General features: G+C 30.9%; 1 protein-coding gene. It reads left to right on the plus strand.

What is annotated here, in order from left to right; genetic code table 11:
- Positions 1-281 precede the first annotated feature (281 nt).
- Positions 282-395: LPD29 domain-containing protein (locus AC4IFO_RS23120; RefSeq protein WP_490737870.1), on the plus strand; the 114-nt coding region annotated here is incomplete at its 3' end.

A 395-nucleotide genomic window follows, 5' to 3' on the forward strand; every position in this document is an offset into this window, starting at 1 on the left:
GGCAACGCAGAATTTGATATTGTATTTTACAATGGTGATAAATCGAATCGCTTACCAGAATCTATTTTAAGGGGGGGATTCAGTGGGAAGTTAAAAATGAATTTGTTGATTATGAAACAATTGGATCATTAATTAAACAGTCAGAAGAATTCGAAAAAGCGGAAAAAGCCGCAGAAGAAAAAAAACAAACCGAATTTAATCAAGGTATCGCGTTTCAAAAAAACAATAATCAATATTCACACTTAACCCAGATAACTTCTAATTTAGACAATAAAGTAAAAATAGTCGGTAAAAATATCCGAGCTGAATTAAAAAAATATTTTCCAAAAACTAAATTTTCTGTACGTAAACAATATTACAGTTCTTATTATGTGTCATGGACTGATGGCCCGACA

It is taken from the genome of Providencia sp. UF-224 (assembly GCF_058245955.1).